The organism is Paenibacillus sp. TSA_86.1 (assembly GCF_052691815.1).
Window position 1 is genome coordinate 356,038 of record NZ_JBQZGE010000003.1, and the last position, 19,425, is coordinate 375,462.

Below are 19,425 nucleotides of genomic sequence, written 5' to 3' on the forward strand. Positions count from 1 at the left end.
AACAATACACCGCCTTTAATATATAATGAATTTTTTATACCGTTTTCGGTTCAACCGGAACCGGAGCAGCGATGGGCGCATCAGCCGGGATAGGTTGTGGTTTGGTTTTGCCATATCGAATGAAGATCCACACTCCGAACAGGATAACAACACCCGCAGACATTTGAAGTGTGCTCAGTGCTTCACCCAGCAGCATCCAGGCTAGTATGGATGAGAATACAGGTTCTCCGAGAACACCCATAGATACCGTGGTAGCGTTCATATACTGTAGCAACCAGTTGAAGAGGTAATGTCCAAAGATGGTTGGTACGATAGCCAGCAGCAGGAAGATTCCCCACTCCGAAGCCGCATAACCGCCGAACGGATGCCCCATGAACAGATTGTACACAGCGAACGTACAGGCAGCGACAAGAAACACCAAGAAATTATACGTGAATGCACTGAGACCTGTTCGCAAAAATTGACCCAGCAACATATGCACAGCCACTGCCATCGTGCCAAGTAACGATAAAATATCCCCCTTCAGCGCAGTACCTGCCACCTGGAAGTCTCCTGCGCCGATGATAATCGACCCGAATAGAGCGATCCCCATACCGATGAGCATCATGCGATTAATTTTGGCTTTGAACAGCCATACCGAACCGGCCAGGATCAGAATCGGCTCCAGAGCAAGAATGACGGTGGAACTGGCGACACTGGTTAACCTCAGTGATCCCATCCAGAGCAGGAAGTGCAGCGCAAGCATCACACCGGAAGCTAGTAACAAGATCCACTGACGGAAATTCAATCGTAACATCTCATGTCTGTACGGCCAAACGAAAGGCAGCATGAGCAGATTGGTTAAAAACAGGCGATACATGGCAATGACCGCAACATCTGCGTCAGACCAGCGTACAAAAATAGAAGAGAAAGAAATGGCAATAATGCCGACAAAAAATAACAAATAGATGGGTCTGCCGGCACGGTTCATGCTTGTCATAGGTGTAGCTCCTTCTTGTAAATAGATAACCTAAATCACCTCATTATACAGGAGAAGATCAGCACAGGGAAGATCCATAGCAGGTAAACATGCTTTAAATAAAAGCAGATATCCTGTTATGATGATATGATGCATAAACGCTGAAAAAACTGGAAGCAACATCACGGCTGCGAAGTGCGTTTTACTTTTAACAACGCATAGATCCAAGTTTACATCAGGAGTTAGAGAAACATGGGAAAGAGATAAGCAGATTGTAACCGGGCTTGTAACTATTCTGTCATTCACAGCACGAGGTTTTCTATTAATCTTTTATATAGAGACATGAATCGATATAATATTCCATTCATCGGGAAAAAATGAAAGTTAGGAAGTGGCCAGGTCGTGAGAGTACAACAAGAAACAACGCGAGAGTATGGAAATGCCATTCGCAGCGTAAGTCGGAAACAAACCCATAGAAGAAGAAAAATTCGCTACGGCAGGTTGAGCGTAGCTATTATGCTCATGCTCCTGTTGGTTGCGGGATTGACATATGTATTTATCGGTATGACTCATTGGATTAAAACGGCTGTGGCCCCACCGCCAATTGCCGTGATTGAACAGCCTGCCAAGCTGGGCATGATTCAGGTCACACCTGAGGCGAAGGAAGAGCCGGCGCGGTTTCTGGGTCAAGTTCGTAAAGTGGCGTACATAACATTTGACGACGGACCAAGTAAATATACGGATCAGTTGCTGGATATTTTAAAACAACATGAGGCGAAGGCGACCTTTTTCATGGTTGGACGTCAGTTGCATGAATACCCGGATGCGGTCAAACGTTTGGTGAAAGAGGGCAGTTACCCTGGGCTGCACAGTATGACACATAACTATAAAAAGCTGTACAAGAGCGGGAGCTCAGCCAACTTTGTGAACGAGTTCAAAAAAGAGCAAAAAATGGTCGAGAAACTGATCGGATATACACCGCATCTCATCCGTGCCCCATACGGAAGCAGTCCGCAGATTGGTGAGGCATTCAGAGGAGATATTGCTGCGGCAGGTTTCAAAATGTGGGATTGGACAACGGATTCACTGGACTGGAATCTTCCAGGTCAGCCGGATAAAATTCTGGCCCGAGTGAGTAACAGTGTACACAAAGATAAAGAAGTTATTTTGATGCATGAACGGGAACAGACCGTGCAGGCGCTACCGCGTATCATGAAACTGCTGGAGGAACGGGGTTATGAGTTCGAGGTATATGATCCGAAGGCACATTGGGTTGTTAATTTCAGCGGAGATGCGCGCCTGTAATATTACGATAGAACCGTAGATGGTTATGGCAAGAGAGGGAGAACACATGTTAATCACGAGTAAAAAAATGACCCTTGCAGCATGCAGCATATTGCTGATGCTTCTACTTAGCGGGTGTGGAGAGCCGCAGGAGCCTGCGGCCAACCAGGTTAATCGGTTGGTGCAGGGCGGTCAGGAAATCGATAAAAGTTTGAAGTCCTTGACACGTTATGAAGAAGAGGATATGGACTTATACAAGACTATTTTGAGCAAAGGGAAGAAAAAGAACAGCAATATCGAGGCACTGCTCGATCAAGCCGATGCTCATATTCAGGAACGACGCGTGTTGCTTGAGCAGACGCGTAAGGCCATGCAAGAGGCGGGAGAGAAGACCGAAGCGCTGCGTCATTCCCTGAAGGAGCTTACCATTGAGAAAGAAGATACCCTTGTTCATGCAGGGAAAGTGCTGGATCAATATGAGGCAAGAGCCAAAACATTTGAGCTGTTCGTTGTCTCCTATGAGCATAGTCTGGACGCTGAGGCTGAACTATACGGACTCATGAGAGAAAGTGCCAAGCCGAATCTTGTAAAAATTAAACGTGCCATCCGCACACGCAATGAAGAGTACTCAAAGCTTGCGGATGTACGGAAACAATTCAACCTGCAGACGCAAGCATTCAACGCCGCACACGCGCAGTTGGTCAAGCTGGATCAGCAGGGCTAAGCTGGAGCGCAGCGTGACGAATACCGTTTTTACGTGATTGAGCTGCTCGGGTCCCGTGTAAATAAATATTATATGAAGCTATATCGTTGGTTCGATGGATGTAGCAACATGGACAAGCAGCATTGCGTATAAGCTAACGGAGGTGTTCATATGCGAAAAGGGAATAGGGCAAAGGTCAGCACCACATTAGTGGTTCTGCTTATGGGATTCTCGCTGGTGGCTTGCGGGAGCAGTGCACCTGTACTTCAACCATCTGTGAACAATACGAAGGAAACGTCACCCGCGCCGGAACAGAAGCCGGAGGACGGAAATGTCATTGAAGCAGAGGGTATTCTGACAGGCTGGGCTGACCCACACACCGTAGAGATTCGTGTGAAAGACAAAGCGATGTCCTTCCAGGTGAGCGAGGATATGCAGAAGTCGCTGGACGATATCGATGACGAGGATTCGGTTCGTTTCAAATATGTAGAAAAAACGGTTGATGTATCGACGAAACAGTTGATTCTTACCGAGATTGCCAAAATCGCATCGGCGGATGACGATAAAACGGGTTCCGGGGCGGGGGATAACCTTACATCTGACCGTCCAAAAACGTCAGAGCTGGAAGTGACGGTGGAAGGAATCACCGAGAAGCGGCCAGTGACTCTGGCACAGGCGAAAGGATATTCCCTGTATATCTTTGGGCCAATGGAGTTTGATGCGGGAGACCATGAGCTAACGATGAAAATTGATCCTGCGTATAAGGTAGAGATTGTGAAGCTGCCTTCGGACTTTAATTTGGATTATTTAAAGATGGACGCTAAGGAAGAGTTGTCGAAGACCGGAGAGGTCAAAGAATTAATGGCTGAACAGCTCAGCAATGGGCCGATGAAAGATGCAAGGTTATTCATGATGTCTCAGAACGACAAGAAAACGCAATATTTTATCGTCAAAGAACTGGACGGAAATGGATTTGTTTTTCACATCAATGCACCGATTGGTGAACCTTCCGAAGGTTTTCTGCCTATGGTGTATGCATCAGTAAACTCTATCATGAATGAATAGAGTAGTTTCTGTGAGCAGCGTGTTTCCTGATAAGAGGGGATGCGCTGTTTTGTTTTTGGGGAGCAGGGTGTGAAATACAGAAAAGAGCCGGAAAGAACAGGGCGTACACACTTTCCTTCCGGCTTCTTCGCCGTGATCGTGATATTATGGTTCTGTTAAGATCGTTGATCTACAGCCTGAACGGTGAGTTCAGGTGAGTACGCTCGGTACCTTGTGCCCTTGAAGTTCTTGATAACGGGAGATCACGTGCGGATGAACGGGATGGTCTTCGGGAATGCCCATGCGTTCGCGAATAAAAGTAGAGGGGCCATCTTCACGAATCATATGTTGCAGCTTCATGGCTTCCTCATCGCGTTTGTCATCAAACAGCATCGCGGCCGCCATCGCAGAGGTTAAATGAGGAATGGCAATTCCGAATTCACTGGCCTGCATCGCTGGGCGAACAAGCCGGTCATGAGGCGAAAGCTTGCGAAGCGGGGAACGTGCAACCCGGGTAACCTGATCTGTCAGATTGGGGTTGGCAAACCGTCCTAATATCGTATCCATGTATTTCTGGTGTTTCTCGGCGTTAAAACCGTGTTTACGGATCAGCATGGCTCCCGTCTCTTCCATAACGTGACGAACCTTGGCGCGAAGAGTCGTGTTGCTCATGACCTGCCGAATCGTCTTGAAACCTGCCAGATAACCGAAGTATGCGGCGACACAGTGACCTGTGTTGACCGTGAACATTTTGCGCTCGATATAGGGTTCCAGTGAGTCAACGTAGTGTACGCCTTTAATTTCTTTAAATCCATCCAGCAATGCAGGACGATGAACGACCCATTCATAAAAAGGCTCAACGGTGACCTGCAGCGGGTCTTCGTGGTTTTGGGCCGGAACAATCCGGTCCACAGCTGCATTGGGGAATGAAACAAAACGTTCGGCTTTGGCCCGGGTGGACTCATCGAGAAAAGGATAGATACGCTTTTTCAGCCGGGTACTGCCGCCTATCGCATTTTCGCAAGCGATAATGTGCAGAGGGGTATGATTGTTAGCTTTCATACGCAGATAGATGCCTTTCGCAATCGGCTCGGCGATATCCCCAAGGGCAGATACACCTACCGCCGTTGTGATGAGATCAGCGGATGCAATCTCTTCTGCAACACGCTGCTGCTCATTTACGTTAATTGCGGTTACGTTGTTTACGATGGTTGTGTCTTTTGCGCTATTGGCGAGGGTAATCGGATATTCTTGTCTTTGTTGAAGCATCAATATTTTCTTTGGGTTACGTGCGACAAAGCAGACGTCATAGTCGGAAGCGGACAACATATGACCGATAAACCCACGACCTATATTGCCCGCACCAAAATGTACAGCTTTCATATGTGAACTCCCCCTTTAAGATTGGATGACGAAATTCGTGCAAACCTTAGACGGTAGTAACGAGTGGCTTCGAGATCAAATCGTTAAATTCGAGGTCGGTCAGACAGGATAACCGTTGGTGTGCCATATCAAATTCCAATGTTCCTGTGATGGTATTCGAGATGACAACGCAATGCATACCGGCAGCAGCAGCTGCACGCGCGCCGTTAGGGGAATCCTCAATGGCTACGGCTTCGTCTGCAGTTACTCCAAGGGCCTCCAGTGCTTGAGTGTATAGTTCGGGATCGGGCTTCACATTCGCAACATCATCTGCTGTGCGGATCACTTCGAAGTAGTCTTTTAATTTAAGCTGCTCCAGGTGCTGTTCTACCCAGTCGCGTTTCGAACTGGAAGCTACAGCAAGCTTTATACCAGCTTTCCTCGCTTGTTCCAGGTATTCCTGTATGCCTGGGCGAACCTTTTCTTTGTTCATCAATGCCGCATGCTGCAATTGAACCGATTCCCTGAACGCATCCCGATCAATCGGAAGATTTAAATCTGTAATGAGGTACTCGTACGGATTGAAGGTTTTGAGGCTGGTGCCAATGCACTCGGAATACATTTCAAGTGTCAGATCTACACCATGTTCTTTGTACGCATCACGAAAGGCGATATACCATGCTGTCTCCGTATCAATAATGGTTCCATCAAAATCAAAAATCAGTGCTTTAATCATACAGTTGTTCCTCCTGTTTTTCAGAATTTGTTTTGTGTTTGTGAAAAAAACATATTTTTCGCAAATTTTCTGCAAATTAATTCCCGTTATATCCATTACCTCGCGGAATATTAGTTAACGCGAATGTTGGAAATGAATATTAAACTGGGAAAAAATATGCGTTTAATCTAATAAAACCGTAACACAGGACGAAGAATAGGGTCAAGTATGTTAAGTTTATTCACATTGAAAATTTTCATATAGGTGACTTGTTTTCAGAAAAACAAGAGGCTTACAAACCCTTAAGCACTTTGCATGTAAGCGGTGTACTGGATAAACTGTTTTTTCAGCACAAAAAAATAAAATATTTTTATGAAAATGAATCGGATTTGACCATTCAACAGCTTTCGACATGATTATCATGCTAGGAGTGTATGGATGGATTTTATTGAATTCCCTTTACGCCGGATTAGGGCATGTGGGAAAATGAAAGAATGAGTTTGCGAGAATGACGAGTAGAGGAGGAGGTTCAATGAACATGCTGCAAAGAGATCGTTTTGAGGGTTCTTTGATTGGGCTTGCCGTGGGTGATGCGCTGGGAACAACGGTTGAATTCAGCAGTCCCGGCACCTTTGAGCCTGTTACGGATATGGTAGGCGGGGGTGTGTTTGGATTAAAAGCGGGAGAATGGACAGACGATACATCCATGGCTCTCTGTCTGGCAGAGAGTCTGGTGCGTCAGCCCGGTTTTGATCCGGATGATCAGATGCGCAGGTATACGAACTGGTACAGAGTAGGTTACATGAGCAGTACGGGGAACTGCTTTGATATTGGGGGGGCTACGCGAAGTGCATTGGAACGATTTGCGCGAACCGGTGAAGCCTACAGTGGATCAACTGACCCCATGACAGCGGGCAATGGATCCATTATGAGACTCGCTCCAGTTGCCATGGCTTATGCGTCTCAACCGGAGGAAGCTGTTCGTTACGCAGCGCTTAGTTCACGGACAACACATGCCGCGTCGGAAAGTGTAGAGGCTTGCGAAGTGCTCGCAGCCATTCTTGTGGCAGGATTCCACGGAGCGGACAAGGCAACGATGTTATCTTCAGATACGATGACGCGCTGGCGGACAGAGAAAGGCAACCCTTTTTCACCTGCGATTGAAGAAGTGGTTATGGGGTCATATCAGCGTAAAGAGCCGCCTGAGATTCAAGGCAGTGGTTATGTAGTTCGATCACTTGAAGCTGCACTCTGGGCATTCAGGAAGTCATCCAGTTTCCGGGAAGGGGCGCTGGTGGCGGTTAATCTGGGAGATGATGCGGATACAACCGGTGCGATCTATGGACAGATTGCGGGCGCGTATTACGGACGAAGTGGTATCCCTTCCCATTGGCAGGACAAGCTGGCGATGAGAGATACATTTGACCGATTAAATGAGGCGTTATGGGTGAAAGCGTCGGACAATGCCACACAGAAGAACTAGGGAGTTTACAGGCTCAGAGCTAGAGCTAAGACTTATAATGAAACTATAGATATATGAAGGACAGGAGAAGAGAACACATCATGAGTAAGACAGAACATTCACTAGACCGTTCAACAGATGAACGGGGGACATCGACAAAATCGAGGAGTACGTCACAGACTTCAGCGTCCGCGAAAAGAAAACCGTTTCCTATATCGTTGTTATGTTTGACGATTGGGGCGTTTGCTATTGGCATGACTGAATTCATCATTATGGGTTTGTTGCCTAATGTGGCAACGGACTTGAACGTGAGCATTCCACAGGCGGGACAATTAATTACAGGATATGCGCTGGGTGTAGCCGTAGGGGCACCAATTTTAACCGTATTTACGCACAAAATTCCGCAAAAAAAACTTTTGGTACTATTGATGTGCATTTTCATCGTGGGTAACGCGCTATCGGTCATTGCGCCTACGTACGGGCTACTCATCTCGGCACGTATTCTGACGGCATTTGCTCATGGCACGTTCCTCGGCGTAGGTTCAATCATGGCTACCAAGCTTGTCACATCAGATCGAAGAGCTGCCGCAGTATCGGTCGTGCTGGCGGGACTGACTATTGCCAATATTATCGGTGTACCGTTTGGTACGTTTATCGGTCAGCAGCTTGGCTGGCGTTCCTCTTTTGGCGCGATTACCATTCTGGGCGTTATTTCGCTGCTCGGTATTATTCGTTTTATCCCGGTTATACCGCAAGGTACACCAGCTAACTTGGGACAACAGTTCCGCAATTTGATCCGCCCACAGGTATTGTTGGTGCTGCTCATCGGAGCGATGGGCTGCGGAAGTTTGTTTGCCGTTTTCACCTATATTACACCGATGCTGGTTGATATTAGCGGTTTTGCGGAGCAGAGTGTAACCTGGATTCTGGTACTGTTTGGCTTCGGTGTTACGCTCGGCAATATGGTTGGCGGACGACTGGCGGACTGGAAACTCATGCCTTCGCTTATTGTGAACTTTGGCATTCTTGCAGTATTGCTTGCTGCATTGACACTGACGCTACACAATCCGGTTTTGGCGGTAATTACGATATTCTTCTGGGGGGTTGCAGCCTTTGGCATTATGCCGGGACTTCAGCTTCGTATTATGAATATGACGCGTGAAGCTCCGCTGCTGGCGACAACATCCAGTCATTCTGCGTTTAATCTGGGGAATGCGGCCGGAGCTTATCTCGGCGGATTTGCCATTACACATACGGGATTGATCTCGGTACCGATCTATGCCGCAGTGATTGCTGCGCTTGGGTTGCTAGGGCTGTTACTCAGCTTGTTCATGAATGATAAGACTTCGCCCGAAGGTACACCCGGTGTCATCCATCCCGTATCCGTGCACTAAATTGTAATTGGTGTACTACATTAATAAAAGAAAAACCTCAGCCCTTGTTAAAAACAAGAAAACTGAGGTTTTTTGCTCTGTATTTTAGTAGATTTCCAGCTCGTTAATTCGAACATAGGTTGGCTGATGAGAAGGTCCTCTGCTTGCGACGACACGTACCTTGGAGGTGTTTACCGCCGTGAAGGTATGTGATCGTGTTGTCTCCTGATTGCCTGTGACTTGAACCAGGTTTACCCAGCTTGAACCATTCCAGTATTGCAGGTCGTAGTTGGCAAGTACATAACCATTGGTTGTATAGAGATCGATCCGCTGGATGGAACTGGATGCAGGCAGATCAAGGACGACATATTGCGGTAGTGAGGAATTACGATTATTTGCCCAGCTATAGCTGTCCCCGAGTGCCGTGTTACGATCGCCGTCATTGATTCGGGCTGTTGAGTACCCTGGATAGGTAGAGGATGCGGTTATGGTTGCATTTCTCGCCAGGTTCTGTCCAGTTCCCGGATTCGTAGGGTTTTTCACGAGCCTCACGAGATTCCAGCGCAGCTCGAAGAGCTTGAAGGATTTGTTAAATACAGCACCTTCTCCTTTCACGATAGCATCGATGGTCAGGGACATAGCACTCGGCACACTGTTGCTGCTTGTCCACTTCCCTGTGGCCTCAATGCCTGCAAACACACTGACCTCTAGTATTTTTTTGCCTGCAATTTTCAAACTTACTTCAGCTTTGGCTCCTGCCCAAGCCGTAACTTGTCCTTCAATTTTATGAGTGACGGTAAGATAACGGCTCACATTGCTGTAAGGCTTGATTTGTACAGGAATATAGGCACGTGTTTTACCTTTGACACCCAGAGTAACGGTATACCCCTGATCCACCTGGAATTCAAATGTGACATTGCCATCAATACCGATGACCAGGAAAACGCCAACGGATACGGAACCCAGACTGCCTGCACCGATGTTAAAGCCCACGATAGGTACTTTAACTTCTTTTTTGAATTTGGCGTCGCCTTTAATGTAGACGTTCGCTTTCTCACCTGCTGTAAATTTCAGATCGTATTTTCCCCAGAAACCGTATTTCCCCGTTACTTTAGGTGCGATCAATGTAAGTTTACCGCCTGCTTCAACAAAAACCTTGTTACCGTTTGCATTTTGTTGATTTACAAGCACTTTTTTGAAATCACACACAAACTCGTTACCGGATTTTTTACAAGTGGCAAAATCACCTGCTCCAGCGGTGCGAATGAGCTCATTCATATCTAAGGCTTTTGCCTCAGTGATGTCTGCGGAATCCGCTTTATTCAAGTCTGTGGAGGCCTCGTCACTTTGATGAATCGAAGTTTCATCCCCCTGAGGGATCAAGGGTTCGTCATTCTCATGAATCGAAGTTTTATCGCTCTGATCTAATGTGATGTCACCCAGGTCCGTAGGATCAACGGCTGTAAGAGCTTCATTGGCCTGGAAATCTGGATTTGAGAGATTAGCGTCTTGCTGAATTGTGTTGTCAATGTTGAAATGTTTAATCTCTTGATCCACATTTGTTTGCTCATCTGATAGAGAGGATGATCCAAGGCGTTCGTTGCTTTCCAGTACCATGTCCAGATCAGGCATGACAATATTTCGCTCTTCCAGAGAAACTTCCTGCTCAGGGATATCATAATAATTGAACAGTTCATCCACACCAGGCGTGGTGTAATCCACCACTATCCCATCTTTACTTTTGCCGGTGCTCGCGACTTTGATTGCCCGGGCAGAGGACTCATCCAGAAAAATCTGACCAGGTGAAAGCTGGCTGCCGAGCTGAGAAGCTTCCCGGGAAGTCAGCTCAATAGATCCTTTATCTTCCACCGTCTCGAAGACGGAATTCACTACAGGCAGTTTCTTCCCTATGGAAGAAGGCATAGGTTGTGTTGGCTTTAATTGATAATCCACCTGTTCAAACTGGCCGGAGGATGTAATCGGATTACTGACACCCAGACCGTCTTCCGAAATCGTAAAGGTAATACGGAAATAGGCTTCCGTGATCGGAGCATTGACGTTCGTTTTACCTGCCCAGATCCACCGTGCACTGGTATCCTCCGGCATCCCTTCGATTTGTTTCCACGGATCAATTCCATATCGCCCAAAGTCTGAAGCACGTGCCCAAGATGTATCATCAAACCTTAACTGTTCCCAGCCCTCAACGTATCGTTCAGATACCTTCCAGTTGAAGTCGGTAACCAGATTTTCATCTGCATAACTGAGATCTGCTAAAAGTCCGGCATACGAACCGAGGTCCTTTGCTTGAACCGCGATGACATTGGTGCCAGGTTGAATAGGAACCGGGAATGTATATGCCTTGGTCCAGTCATCCCCTTTACCTGCCTGTTTACCGTTTACATAAAGTGAAAATTCATTGTCGGCAGTTATGTATAGTTTTCCCTCGTTGTTAGAAGCAGAGTAGGCATTGGTAGGCCATAGACCGACAAGCAAAGGCAGCAATAACGTGAAAACCAAAAATGAGGCCCAGGTCTTTTGAATAGACGAGCGAAGTTTGTTCACAATCATTTCCCTCCCAAGAAATAAATAGTTTTAAATACGATAAATCATGCCGCCTGACCTGATGAAATAAATGCCTAGAAGAAAAAAAGCGAGAAAATGTTGTGACTTAGTATAGACACCTCCTTGTTTGAGATTATAATAAGGTAAAATATTCAATTTAACAACAGTAATTTACATTTTTTCGATGTGGTTTTTTCAGAAAAATAGAAGATTGAATTCTTTGCTGTTAAATAAAGATGGATATCGTAGATTCGGAGTGTCGAATATAGTTGCAAAAATTGGATAAATAAGTTTAAATATACTATATAAGTAATCTATCCGAAAGAAGTAGAGTTAAATTTACAATTTTGAAAGTGTTGTAAACGGTAATAATTAGGACGGAAGGGAGGTGGTGGATTTATTTGTAAAGGCTTTCATGACAGAGGTGTTGCTTGCTTTAACCCAATTGAGAGGAGAAAAGTGAATGAAGAAACGTGTTTCTATTCTTTTAAGTCTTTCTATGGTTGTTGCTATGATCGCTCCGACGATGGCATTTGCCACGGAATCCAGCGAACTTTCTGCTCAGAATACTGCATATGAATCCACCAATGCTTCTAATAATGGGGCGAATAATACTCTAAATGCAACACCGGTTGTGCCCGCACCACCCGGGTATGATGGTTATCGCAATAACATTCCGCATGGTAATATGAACCTCATTACTTATAATTCCACGACGGTTGGCAATGCCCGGAAAGCGATGGTGTACACGCCGCCTGGATATTCACCTAATAAAAAGTATAGCGTTCTGTACCTCCTGCATGGGATCGGCGGGGATGAGTACGAATGGGCTAACGCGATGAAACCGAAGAACATTCTGGATAACTTGTATTCCGAAGGGAAACTATCCCAGATGATCGTAGTTATGCCGAATGGCCGTGCGATGAAGGATGACCGCCCGGTAGGTGATATTTATGCACCGGATAAGGTGGCTGCGTTTGAACGGTTCGAGCAAGATTTGCTCAAGGATCTCATCCCTCACATTGAGAGAACCTATCCGGTGTATAAGGATAAGAACAATCGTGCACTTGCTGGTCTGTCCATGGGTGGCGGACAATCTCTCAACTTTGGATTAAAGAATTTGGATACGTTTGCTTATGTAGGTGCCTTCTCGGCAGCACCGAATACGAAGCCTGTGAACCAATTGATCACGAACCCTGGACAGGCAGCAAGCAAACTGAAATTGCTCTGGATCTCCTGTGGATCAAGTGACGGTTTATTGTGGGTGAGCCAGAACTTTAAAAATGGCCTCAGCAGTATGAATGTTCCACATACCTGGTATCAGGATGTAGGCGGACATGAGCCAAAGGTTTGGAACAGTGGCCTTTATCAGTTCTCGCAACGCATTTTTAAATAGTACAACAGTTTCCATCCAAAAGTAATCATCTGAATGTTCCATCCACACTATTCTTTAATAAGAGTGTAGCGTTAAGGGGGAACATTCGGATGAGCATCAGCCTCAGGCTTGTATTATACAGCGCCTGAGGCTTTATGTTTTTTTCGGTGAAGCAAGTTGGGATCGGAAGGGTAAATAGTATAGTATTAGATGAAATGTACATAGGTAGCTTTGAAGAGGGGGAACCGATTACGGTGTTTTATTATAAAGGAGCATTTCGGGAAACGGATAACGTCATCTATTTCAAGAGCGAGGTTCTGCTGAAGCAGCATGATATGGTTCTGTTTGGGGAGAGAACCTATTTTATTGAAAGTGTGGAAAAAGAGTTTTTGTTATTGGAGCGAGTCGGTTCGATCGTTACGGTGAGTGTGTGAAGCGTTTATTTTGATGCAGATTTACATGTACGTGCACTTATAGGCCCCTGCCTACATACAATAGATCGACCCTGTTCCCTTACGTGCTCAGGCCAGATCGTTGTAAAACTGCAGGAGGTGTCATCTGTGCCCGGATTTTTTACCGCAATAGCTCTGTTCATTAAAGAATTAACGTTACTCGTCTCGTATGTCAAAAACAATGCGTTTCCTCAGCCGCTCGCTGAGGATGACGAAGCCAAACATCTGCGCCTCATGGCTGAAGGCAACGCCCATTCGCGCAATCTGCTTATTGAACACAATCTGCGTCTTGTGGCGCATATCGTCAAGAAGTTTGATAATACCGGCGAAGATCAGGAAGACCTGATTTCCATTGGAACGATTGGTTTGATCAAAGCCATTGAAAGCTTTCAGCAAGGCAAAGGCACAAAGCTGGCTACATTTGCCGCGAGATGTATTGAAAACGAAATCTTAATGCATCTGCGTTCCCTGAAAAAAACACGCAAAGACGTATCCCTGCATGACCCCATTGGTACGGATAAAGAAGGAAATGAAATTACACTTATTGATATCCTCGGTACGGAAGCCGATGATGTGGTAGACCGTGTGCAGCTTAAAATTGAAAAAAGCAAAATTTATCGCAATCTCGACATTTTGGATGATCGGGAGAAAGAAGTGGTCATTGGCCGCTTTGGTCTCGAAGCTGGGGGAGAAGAGCGCACGCAGCGCGAGATCGCCAAGGAGCTTGGCATTTCACGCAGTTATGTTTCGCGAATTGAGAAGCGGGCGTTGATGAAACTGTACCATGAGTTTTATAAGCAAAAATAGATGTGAATTAAACAAGTATGTGTGTTTAAGATCAGGAGGGATTTTTGGTTCAAGAGTGGGTTTTGTTTTTCGTCTAAAAAACTCTTTTGTATATTATTGATGTGCATTCCCTCTGAGCGCGAGATGTATAGAAAATGGAATCCTAATTGCATTAGTGGTGCTAAAGACATGAAAAAGCACCCGGAGGGTGCAGATTATTGGTTTCTTAATAAGTCATCCCACTTGTCTGGAAAGCCCAAAAAAGATATATCGACTTCAGGGTAAGCTTCAATTAATGAGGATAATCCGGTGACCCAGCTGCTCCACATTGATCTATCACCTATGACATACTTTGAGTTGAGGATAGCTCCGAAAAGGAAAGCTTTATCTAATTTTAGGGACTCATCATTTCTTGTATATCGAATAGTAATAGGAATTCGATAATTAAAAAGCCTACTGTAATGAGCACACCGATTTCTAAATACAGTCAACACATGTAACCAGTTATCAAGTTCTCTATAACTCACGTGACGTGAAGGATAATATTCTCGGGCAATTGCTTTTTTGTCAGCTATTTTTAAGTTTTTATATAAAGATGACATCATAGAGATTGTACTTACCTCGAGGGCGGCCCAGACAGGGTATCTATCTTGATAGTTTTCTCTATGATGGACAATAAAAACTTCCCTACGTTGCTTTTGAATGCTTCTATGTAAATCTTCAATAAAACGTTGATGAAATAAAGGGTTAGAAAAATTAGCGGCATCCATATAGCCAAGTGCTCCGTAGTTATGGGCGAGCTTGTATGAGACTTGTGAACGGATGGCGATCTCGATGTATTCAACAATTTCCATAAAATGATTTCTAAGGGCAGCATCAAATAAATAATGCTTATATACTTTATTAAACGTTGTTCCTTCGATGTAATTATCAGAAAAGTCTTGTTTGAAAGTGAGCGCATAAGCAGTAAAACGATAATAATGAATTCGTTTCAGAATGCTGATTGCTTCAGACTCACTTTCTATTTCCATTTTTCTATCTTTAAACTTCTGAATCTGTTGTTCATATGTAGTAGGCGCTTTCAATTCACGTTGCTCAACCTCTTCAGTCACGTAAAATACCCCCATAACGCAAAAATGTCTCGCCCTGTTCCACATGCATAATGCAGAGGTGCGGGCGAGATCTGTTAACATCATTATAAGCTTCGTTGAGTGATTAGTCAACAAAACAGAGGGGAAAGTTACCGAAATCAATGAATGTTTTAGCAAAACGATATGGTTTGTTACCCCACGTCTTGATACGAACTAGAGAATTTACGAAAGATCAAGGTGTGAAATTCATACCACGTTAAATGTCCTCAAATTTGATGATAGTTCAACTGTCGTGAATTTCACGATGGTTAAGAAGATGGACTCGTTAAGCTGATGTCAATTTGGTGAATATTTCAAAACTTAGATCTGAGTTTTGGGTTCTGACTGGCGCAATCAAGAAAGCACAGAAGAAAGCAGAAATTTATTAGAACGCAAACACCAACGAGAAGGATCGGGAACTGTTGCACAAGATTAGATTGGTAAGGAAGCATTCTCGTGGGCCGAGGCATTGTACAAAGAGCATGACGGTGATCGCAAGCTACAGGAGGCGTTTGAATAGGCAATCGAAAAATTGAAGGCGGTTGACGTGGATGTTTCCGGTGATGAGATACGAGCGTCCATTGAAAAAGCTGTTGTGGATTACAACGCCAAAAAGGCTGGTGGCAGAATTTCCAGCTAAAAGCAGAGGCCTTGCTATCACGGTAGGTTCTTTTTTTATTTTTTCATTGGAAAAATATTAGAGACCTTTTTTAAAAATAAAAAATAAATAGATATAAATGGAGGGTCATACGTATCTCACGAGTGCTACTGGAGACATTGTTAGAGAAGTAGTCACACGAACGAATACCGATTTGGGCGTTCACAGTTATGCTTAGTAAATAAAGGGGCTGTCTCAAAAGCCCCTAAAAAACACACATCGGTGAAGAGATATAAGACCGATACATCCAAAAAGGACAAAGCAGAGTCTCATCCTGCTTTGTCCTTTTTGCGTTTTTCCGTCAGTGCAGCTTTTTTGAGCAGATTGTGAGCAAGGCAAAGCCACCCGACCTCCAGGCTTACTTTTTGCAAGCCGCGAAGCAGGAATCTTCGGAATCCCCGATTGTTTTTGAGCTGTCCAAACACACTTTCTGGCTCGATCATGCGCCGAACTGACAGGGTGTATCCTTCTTCGCTACGCAGGCGTTCTCGCATCTCATTTTTTTGCCGCATGTAGATCAGGCTAATTGCAATTTTTCGATCTCCCTGGGCCTTGGTGCATGTGGTCTTCAGGGGGCACTGGCTACAATCCTCACTCAGGTAATGACGTGTCCGAATCGGGTAGCCGCTCTCCGTCACCGTCTGACTTTCATACCGAAAATGCAACGTCTGTCCAGCTGTGCAGGTCCATGTATCTGACGTTTCGTTGTAACTCCAGTTCTCTACTTTATCGATAGCTCGCTGAAAAGCCCTTGTTTTTTCCTTATGATACGTCCCGTATTTCACGATTCCCTGAATGTTTTTTTCTTCCAAATAACTGTAATTCTCTTCACCGCCATATCCCGCATCGGCAATGACGGTCTTCGGTCTTTGGCCCAGCGTTTTTTCCAGATGATCCAGATGGGGTTTCAGACATTTGGTGTCCGTAGGTCGCTGATGCACACTGTAACCCAGAACAAACTGATTTTCCGTTCCGATCTGTACATTGTATCCAGGCTTCAATTGACCATTTCGCATATGATCCTCTTTCATTCGCATGAATGTCGCATCGGGATCGGTTTTGCTGTAACTGTTACGCTTACCGGCAGTTTGGATCTGATGTTCATATTTTTGAAGACGCGGCAGGAAGTCTTTACGCAACTGACGCACCGCTTTTTTTAATGTTTTGCTTTTCGGTTTTTCGCTGAGCTTTTTCTCCAATTGGTGGACGGCTTGCTCCAGCTTTTCCGCCGTAAGCGCCGAGCTTTCGCCAAGTTCAGGCAGATCGGCTCCGGTGTGGAGGGCATCTTCTTCGTTTTCCGCCTCTTCGATAGCTTGAAACAACGTATGTACTTTTTCTTGTAGCTTGGCCTGGTGCTGGATGACGGCTTTTTTCCACACAAAGGTATACCGATTGGCATTGGCTTCGAGCTTGGTTCCGTCCAGGAAATAGTGATCCAAGGATACATATTGCTCCTGAACAAGCAGCTCCAGTACATGGGTAAACACAGTTTCCAGTACCGTTTTCATCCGCTCGGAACGAAAGCGATTAATGGTACGGAAGTCTGGCTGCTGTCGCCCGGCAAGCCACATGAACATGATATTTTCGCGAACTGCCTTGGCGATTTGCCGGGAAGAATAGATGCGTTGAGTGTAGGCGTAAATGATGATTTTGGTAAGCATTTTGGGATGATAACTGTGGCGCCCGCCGCCAGATATGCGGCGCTAAAAATGGAATCGCTCAGGCGTTGAACTGCGTCATTCACAATACGCACAAGGTGATTTTCGGGGATGTCTGTCTCCAAATCCATTGGCAAGAAAAGTTGATCCATGGTATATTGAATGTACAAAAGAAGCCCTCCTTAGAAATGGTTGCTCGACACTTCCATTTTACCAAGGAAAGGCTTCTTTTTGTTGTATAAATTTGGAGAAAGGGGCTATCACGAGTTCTTTTTATGACTTATGGGACAGCCCCTTTATTTATAATGGAATATAACGAACTGAGTTATTGACTTCTTAAAGTTATAAACACAGATATTTATTTAGTGTTAATGAGATTACATGAATTTACATTTCACATTCAATTACAATGAAAACTCCGTGGGAGAGGGCTTTTTTGCCATGTCTAATTGTGAAAAGTAATGATAGGTATTCAGGACAGAATATTATATATTAAATGGTATATTATTTTTTACAGAGAGCATGCGCAGAAAGAGAGTGGTGGTCTACCTTGCAGGAAGAAACGTTAACAAGAGGATTAAAAAACAGGCATGTACAGCTAATGGCGATTGGAGGAGCGATCGGAACAGGATTATTTCTTGGAGCGGGCAAAACAATCCAATTAACGGGCCCTTCGATTCTGCTGGCGTACATCATTACAGGTATCATATTATTCCTCATCATGCGGGCGCTTGGGGAGTTGCTGCTGAGTAATCTGCAGTATCATTCTTTTGTGGATTTCGTTCGTGATTACCTGGGAAATATGACGGCATTTATTACAGGCTGGACCTACTGGTTCTGCTGGATTTCTATTGCGATGGCTGACATTACCGCGGTGGGGTTATATACGCAGTTTTGGTTCCCGAACGTTCCTCAATGGATGCCGGGATTGATTGCCCTGGTTATTTTGCTGGTGATGAATTTGGCTACAGTTAAATTGTTTGGGGAGATGGAGTTCTGGTTTGCCCTCATTAAAGTAATTGCTATATTGGCTCTGATCGTGGTTGGTTTGTATATGATTTTTACAGGTTTTACGACAAATCAGGGTGCTGCGAGTTTCACCAATCTATGGAGCCACGGAGGTTGGTTTCCTAATGGATTGCATGGGTTTATCATCTCATTCCAGATGGTTGTGTTTGCTTTTGTTGGCATGGAACTGGTGGGGCTGACCGCAGGGGAGACGGAGAATCCGGAAAAGGTCATTCCCAAAGCCATTAATCAGATCCCTATCCGGGTTCTGCTGTTTTATGTAGGCGCTTTGCTGATTATTATGAGCATCTATCCGTGGAGTGCAATCGTGCCAACCGAAAGCCCGTTTGTGCAGGTGTTTGCAGCGGTGGGGATTGCGGCAGCGGCTGGAGTTGTAAATTTTGTAGTGCTGACGTCTGCCGCATCGGCATGTAATAGCGCTATTTTCAGTACAAGCCGTATGGTATATTCCATGGCCAAAGACCAAAATGCACCCGAATCTTTTGCGCGTGTTAACCATAGAAAAGTTCCAGCTAATGCGCTATTTTTTTCTACCGTTGTCATCTTTATCGCGATTGTGCTGAACTACATTATGCCCGAAGGTGTATTTACTCTCATTACGAGTGTGTCCACGGTATGTTTTATATTTGTATGGGCGATCATGGTGATCTGCCATATGCGTTATAAGCGCACCCAGCCTGACTTAGCACGTCAAAGTCGGTTCAGATTGCCGCTCTATCCTTTTTCCAATGTGTTGATTCTGGTATTTCTGGCTTTTGTGGTCATTGTATTGGCGCTCGCAGAAGATACAAGAGTGGCATTGTTCGTTACACCGGTCTGGTTCCTGATCGTATCCGTTATTTATATGGTGAAAAAAAGAGTAAAGATGTAACAG

Annotated in this window: 14 protein-coding genes and 1 pseudogene; 9 read left to right on the forward strand and 6 right to left on the reverse strand. The window is 45.1% G+C overall.

The genetic code is table 11. From position 1 onward, the window contains the following. Nucleotides 1-34: 34 nt before the first annotated feature. On the reverse strand, nt 35-970 hold the full coding sequence (locus tag ACUTVW_RS10605) for a DMT family transporter (protein ID WP_445645875.1): 936 nt from the start codon (nt 968-970) through the stop codon (nt 35-37). 390 nt (nt 971-1,360) lie between these two features. On the opposite strand from ACUTVW_RS10605, the gene ACUTVW_RS10610 reads away from it, so the two are divergent. The 3 genes from ACUTVW_RS10610 (at nt 1,361) to ACUTVW_RS10620 (ending at nt 4,010) form a co-directional block, all read left to right on the forward strand. Then, a complete protein-coding gene (locus ACUTVW_RS10610) occupies nt 1,361-2,263 on the forward strand; it encodes a polysaccharide deacetylase family protein (protein WP_445645760.1) in 903 nt (300 codons plus the stop codon). A 46-nt stretch (nt 2,264-2,309) separates the two neighbouring features. Next, the gene (locus ACUTVW_RS10615) at nt 2,310-2,966 is read left to right on the forward strand and encodes a YkyA family protein (RefSeq protein ID WP_445645761.1); all 657 of its coding nucleotides are present in this window, start codon (nt 2,310-2,312) and stop codon (nt 2,964-2,966) included. A 150-nt stretch (nt 2,967-3,116) separates the two neighbouring features. After that, nucleotides 3,117-4,010: a hypothetical protein gene (locus ACUTVW_RS10620; RefSeq protein ID WP_445645762.1), complete on the forward strand. Its 894-nt coding sequence runs from the start codon at nt 3,117-3,119 to the stop codon at nt 4,008-4,010. A gap of 189 nt (nt 4,011-4,199) precedes the next feature. Here the strand turns inward: ACUTVW_RS10620 and ACUTVW_RS10625 are convergent, their stop codons facing one another. Continuing rightward, nucleotides 4,200-5,372 (reverse strand): mannitol-1-phosphate 5-dehydrogenase, encoded by a 1,173-nt coding sequence (locus ACUTVW_RS10625; protein WP_445645763.1) that lies wholly within the window; start codon nt 5,370-5,372, stop codon nt 4,200-4,202. Nucleotides 5,373-5,418: 46 nt separating this feature from the next. Beyond that, a complete protein-coding gene (locus ACUTVW_RS10630; RefSeq protein WP_445645764.1) occupies nt 5,419-6,087 on the reverse strand; it encodes an HAD family hydrolase in 669 nt (222 codons plus the stop codon). 517 nt (nt 6,088-6,604) lie between these two features. Here ACUTVW_RS10630 and ACUTVW_RS10635 point away from each other — a divergent pair. Continuing rightward, entirely contained in the window at nt 6,605-7,549 is a 945-nt protein-coding gene (locus ACUTVW_RS10635; RefSeq protein WP_445645876.1) for an ADP-ribosylglycohydrolase family protein, read from the forward strand. A gap of 80 nt (nt 7,550-7,629) precedes the next feature. Then, nucleotides 7,630-8,922, forward strand: coding sequence for an MFS transporter (locus ACUTVW_RS10640; RefSeq protein ID WP_445645765.1), 1,293 nt, complete (start codon nt 7,630-7,632; stop codon nt 8,920-8,922). Nucleotides 8,923-9,006: 84 nt separating this feature from the next. Here ACUTVW_RS10640 and ACUTVW_RS10645 read toward each other — a convergent pair whose 3' ends face one another. Next, nucleotides 9,007-11,463: a galactose-binding domain-containing protein gene (locus tag ACUTVW_RS10645; RefSeq protein ID WP_445645766.1), complete on the reverse strand. Its 2,457-nt coding sequence runs from the start codon at nt 11,461-11,463 to the stop codon at nt 9,007-9,009. A gap of 688 nt (nt 11,464-12,151) precedes the next feature. On the opposite strand from ACUTVW_RS10645, the gene ACUTVW_RS10650 reads away from it, so the two are divergent. The 3 genes from ACUTVW_RS10650 to sigK all read left to right on the forward strand — a co-directional run bounded on the left by ACUTVW_RS10650 (nt 12,152) and on the right by sigK (nt 14,097). Further along, nucleotides 12,152-12,859 carry an alpha/beta hydrolase gene (locus tag ACUTVW_RS10650; RefSeq protein WP_445645877.1) on the forward strand — a complete coding sequence of 236 codons (708 nt, stop codon included), beginning with the start codon at nt 12,152-12,154 and terminating at the stop codon, nt 12,857-12,859. Between the two features lie 233 nt (nt 12,860-13,092). After that, on the forward strand, nt 13,093-13,272 hold the full coding sequence (locus ACUTVW_RS10655; protein ID WP_445645767.1) for a hypothetical protein: 180 nt from the start codon (nt 13,093-13,095) through the stop codon (nt 13,270-13,272). Between the two features lie 126 nt (nt 13,273-13,398). Further along, a complete protein-coding gene (gene sigK, locus ACUTVW_RS10660; RefSeq protein ID WP_445645768.1) occupies nt 13,399-14,097 on the forward strand; it encodes an RNA polymerase sporulation sigma factor SigK in 699 nt (232 codons plus the stop codon). Between the two features lie 194 nt (nt 14,098-14,291). On the opposite strand, the gene ACUTVW_RS10665 is transcribed toward sigK, so the two are convergent. Together ACUTVW_RS10665 and ACUTVW_RS10670 are read right to left on the reverse strand one after the other, a co-directional pair. Then, on the reverse strand, nt 14,292-15,188 hold the full coding sequence (locus ACUTVW_RS10665; RefSeq protein WP_445645769.1) for an Abi family protein: 897 nt from the start codon (nt 15,186-15,188) through the stop codon (nt 14,292-14,294). A 945-nt stretch (nt 15,189-16,133) separates the two neighbouring features. Then, a pseudogene (locus ACUTVW_RS10670) lies at nt 16,134-17,692 on the reverse strand (IS1182 family transposase). Between the two features lie 431 nt (nt 17,693-18,123). On the opposite strand from ACUTVW_RS10670, the gene ACUTVW_RS10675 reads away from it, so the two are divergent. Further along, entirely contained in the window at nt 18,124-19,422 is a 1,299-nt protein-coding gene (locus ACUTVW_RS10675; RefSeq protein WP_445645878.1) for an amino acid permease, read from the forward strand. Nucleotides 19,423-19,425 lie beyond the last annotated feature (3 nt).